Here is a 4,050-nt window from a genome sequence, read left to right on the forward strand (position 1 = left end):
CGGGGGGGGGTGCCGGGCCCCTTTCGTCGCTCTCGTTCCGTCCGCTACTGCGCGCCCGGGCGCACCAGACCGCTCTCGTACGCGTACACCGCCGCCTGAACGCGGTCGCGCAGCCCCAGCTTGGTCAGCACATGACCCACATGCGTCTTCACCGTCGTCTCGCTGACGAACAGATCCGCCGCGATCTCCGCGTTCGACAGGCCGCGCGCCACCAGCTTCAGCACCTCGACCTCACGCTCGGTCAGCGTGTTGAGCGTGTCCGGCACCTGCTCGTCGCCCGACGGCAGATGCGCCGAGTACTTGTCGAGCAGGCGCCGCGTGATCGACGGGGCCAGCATCGCCTCACCCGCCGCGACCACCCGGATCGCCTGCACCAGCTCGTTGGCCGGCGCGTCCTTCAGCAGAAAGCCACTGGCCCCCGCGCGCAGCGCCTCCACCACGTACTCGTCCAGATCGAAGGTCGTCAGCACCAGCACCTTCGCCGGGCCGTCCCGCCCCGGACCCGTGATCTGACGGGTCGCCTCCACCCCGTCCATCCGCGGCATCCGGATGTCCATCAGCACCACGTCGGGCTGCAGCGCCCGCACCTGGTCCAGAGCCTGGAGACCGTCCCCGGCCTCGCCGACGACCGCGATGTCCTGCTCCGCCTCCAGAATCATCCGGAAACCGGTACGCAGCAGCGGCTGGTCGTCGACCAACAGGACGCGGATAGCCACGGGAACTCCTTCACGGCGCGGGTGGGACCGGCCCCATTCTGCCCTGTCCCGAATCGTCCGACTCAGGCGGGCGCGCGGAAACGATCTCCCGCCGGATCTCCAGCGGATACACCGGGGGAGTGCCCCCGAACTCGGGGCAGACCGCCTGGTGATCGCACCAGCCGCACAGCTTCGTCGGACGCGGGCGCCACTCACCCGTCTCCGTCGCCAGCCGGATCGCCTCCCAGAGGGCGAGCAGCTTCCGCTCCACCCGCAGCAGATCCGCCTCGACCGGGTCGTACGTCAGCACATCGCCACTGCCCAGGTACACCAGCTGCAGCCGACGGGGCACGACCAGCTTCAGCCGCCAGATCACCAGCGCGTAGAACTTCATCTGGAACAGCGCGCCCTCGCTGTACTCCGGCCGCGGCGCCTTGCCCGTCTTGTAGTCGACGATCCGCACCTCGCCCGTCGGCGCCACGTCGATCCGGTCGATCACCCCGCGCAGCCGCAGCCCCGACTCCAGCTCCGTCTCCACGAACAGCTCACGCTCCGCCGGCTCCAGCCGCGTCGGATCCTCCAGCGTGAACCACCGCTCCACCAGCTGCTCCGCCTCGCCCAGCCAGCGCGCGAGACGCTCCCCCTCCGCGTCCTCCGCGAACAGCTCGCCCAGCTCCGGCTTCGACTCCAGCAGCCGGTCCCACTGCCCCGGGATCAGCGCCTTCGCCCGCGGCGCCGTCCGGTCCACCGCCGGAGCGTCGAAGAGCCGCTCCAGCACCGCGTGCACCAGCGTGCCCCGCGTCGCCGCCTCGCTCGGCTTCTCGGGCAGCCTGTCGATCACCCGGAACCGGTACAGCAGGGGACACTGCATGAAGTCGCTCGCCCGCGAGGGCGACAACGACATGGGTGTCCTGGCCCCCACGGGCGGCTGCTCGCTCGTACTCATGACCCAGACCCTACGACCCGCCACTGACAGCGAGCCGAATACCATCGACGACAGACCCCGTCACGCTGCATGATCGAAGAGTGACGCACGACGGGGGTCGCGCGGAAGGCTACGAGAGGAACCCGTGAACCAGGACGACCAGCGCGGCGAGAACGAGCGGCCGCGGTCCGGCGACGCGGAACCGCCGTCCACCGGGGACTCCCGGACCCGGCGCAGCGAGGAACCCGGCGGAGGGATCCTCATGGGCCGCCCCTTCGGCGTGCCCGTGTACGTCGCCCCCAGCTGGTTCCTCGTCGCCGCTCTCATCACCTGGGTCTTCGGCGACCAGATCGAACGCGTCCTGCCCGAGCTGGGCGCCGCCCGCTATCTCGTCTCCCTCTTCTTCGCCATCGCCTTCTACGCCTCGGTCCTCGTCCACGAACTGGCCCACACGATCGCCGCGCTCCGCTTCAAGCTCCCGGTGCGCCGTATCCAGCTCCAGTTCTTCGGCGGTGTGTCCGAGATCGAGAAGGAGAGCGAGACCCCCGGCCGTGAGTTCGTCCTCGCCTTCGTCGGCCCCCTGCTCTCCCTGGTCCTCGCCGGGGTCTTCTATCTGACCCTGTACGCGGTCGAGCCCGGCACCGTCCCCGGTGTCCTGCTCGCCGGGCTCATGATCTCGAACCTGATCGTCGCGATCTTCAACCTGCTGCCCGGCCTCCCGCTCGACGGCGGCCGGATGCTCCGCGCCGTCGTGTGGAAGATCACCGGCAAGCCCATGGCCGGCACCGTCGCCGCCGCCTGGGTCGGCCGCGCCCTCGCCGTCGCCGTCCTCATCGGCCTCCCCCTCCTCACCCGCACCGGCGTCCTCGGCAACTCCACCGAGGACATCAGCGGCATGGACACCGTCACCGACGCCCTGCTCGCCGCGATCCTCGCCGCCATCATCTGGACCGGCGCAGGCAACAGCCTGCGCATGGCCCGGCTCCGCGAGCACCTCCCCGAACTGTGCGCCCGCACCCTCACCCGGCGCGCCATCCCCGTCGAGCCCACCACCCCGCTCTCCGAGGCCCTGCGCCGCGCCAACGAGGCCGGAGCCCGCGCCCTGGTCGTCGTCGACGGCCAGGGCGGCCCCACCGGCCTGGTCCGCGAGAGCGCCATCGCCGGCGTCCCGCAGCACCGCCGCCCCTGGGTCGCCGTCAGCACCCTCGCCCAGGACCTCACCGACGGCATGAGGGTCCCCGCCGAACTCACCGGCCAGCCTCTCCTCGACCACCTCCGCACCAGCCCGGCCACCGAATACCTGGTCGTCGAGGAGAGCGGAGAGATCTACGGAGTGCTCTCCACCAACGACGTGGAACGCGCCTTCGTCAAGGCCATGGCAAGACCCTCCGCGTAACCCCGGTACTCTGGTCACATGTCCGAACCGACCGGTGCCGCCCGCAGGCGCGGGCCCTTCAAGGTCGGGGACCAGGTTCAGCTGACCGACCCCAAGGGCCGCCACTACACGTTCACGCTCGAGGCCGGGAAGAATTTCCACACCCACAAGGGTTCCTTCCCGCACGACGAACTGATCGGCTCCCCCGAGGGAAGCGTTGTCCGCACCACGGGGAACGTCGCCTATCTCGCGCTGCGCCCCCTGCTCCCCGACTACGTCCTGTCCATGCCCCGCGGCGCCGCCGTGGTCTACCCCAAGGACGCGGGGCAGATCCTGGCCTTCGCCGACATCTTCCCCGGCGCCCGCGTCGTGGAAGCCGGGGTGGGCTCGGGCTCGCTCAGCAGCTTCCTCCTGCGCGCCATCGGCGACAGCGGAATGCTGCACTCCTACGAGCGCCGCGAGGACTTCGCCGAGATCGCCAAGGGGAACGTCGAGCGCTACTTCGGCGGCCCGCACCCCGCCTGGCAGCTCACCGTCGGCGACCTCCAGGACAACCTGTCCGACACCGACGTGGACCGCGTCATCCTGGACATGCTCGCCCCCTGGGAATGCCTGGAGGCCGTCTCCAAGGCGCTCGTCCCCGGCGGCATCCTCTGCTGCTACGTGGCGACCACGACCCAGCTCGCCCGCACCGTGGAGTCCATCCGTGAGTTCGGCTGCTACGCCGAGCCGCAGCCCTGGGAATCCATGATCCGGAACTGGCACGTGGAGGGCCTGGCCGTGCGCCCGGACCACCGCATGATCGGCCACACCGGCTTCCTCGTCACCGCCCGCCGCCTCGCGGACGGCGTCGAGCCGCCCATGCGCCGCCGCCGCCCCGCCAAGGGCGCCTACGGTGAGGACTACGAAGGCCCCAACAAGGGCTGACGCCCCGACAACGAACGCGTGCCGCCGGGGCGTTTCCCCCCCCCCCCCGGGGCCACCACCGGGGGGCCCGCGCCCGTCGCCGCGGGCAACACCCTGGCGTTGCCGACGGTCGCCCGTACGCCCCACTC

At 71.0% G+C, this 4,050-nt stretch carries 4 protein-coding genes; 2 read left to right on the plus strand and 2 right to left on the minus strand.

Annotated elements, in window-relative coordinates:
- Positions 1-44: 44 nt before the first annotated feature.
- Both ACFVZW_RS19850 and ACFVZW_RS19855 read right to left on the minus strand, forming a co-directional pair.
- Positions 45-716 carry a response regulator transcription factor gene (locus ACFVZW_RS19850; protein ID WP_137990365.1) on the minus strand — a complete coding sequence of 224 codons (672 nt, stop codon included), beginning with the start codon at positions 714-716 and terminating at the stop codon, positions 45-47.
- 10 nt (positions 717-726) lie between these two features.
- Positions 727-1,641, minus strand: a complete 915-nt coding sequence (locus ACFVZW_RS19855) for a RecB family exonuclease (protein ID WP_384522976.1) — start codon at positions 1,639-1,641, stop codon at positions 727-729.
- Positions 1,642-1,765: 124 nt separating this feature from the next.
- Here ACFVZW_RS19855 and ACFVZW_RS19860 point away from each other — a divergent pair, with 124 nt between their 5' ends.
- Complete coding sequence (locus ACFVZW_RS19860; protein WP_384522978.1) at positions 1,766-3,016, plus strand: site-2 protease family protein; 1,251 nt, start codon at positions 1,766-1,768, stop codon at positions 3,014-3,016.
- An 18-nt stretch (positions 3,017-3,034) separates the two neighbouring features.
- Positions 3,035-3,922, plus strand: coding sequence for a tRNA (adenine-N1)-methyltransferase (locus tag ACFVZW_RS19865; protein WP_384522980.1), 888 nt, complete (start codon positions 3,035-3,037; stop codon positions 3,920-3,922).
- The last annotated feature ends 128 nt before the right edge of the window (positions 3,923-4,050 follow it).

The sequence above is a fragment of the Streptomyces sp. NPDC059567 genome, assembly GCF_042735655.1.
Taxonomy (GTDB): Bacteria; Actinomycetota; Actinomycetes; order Streptomycetales; family Streptomycetaceae; genus Streptomyces.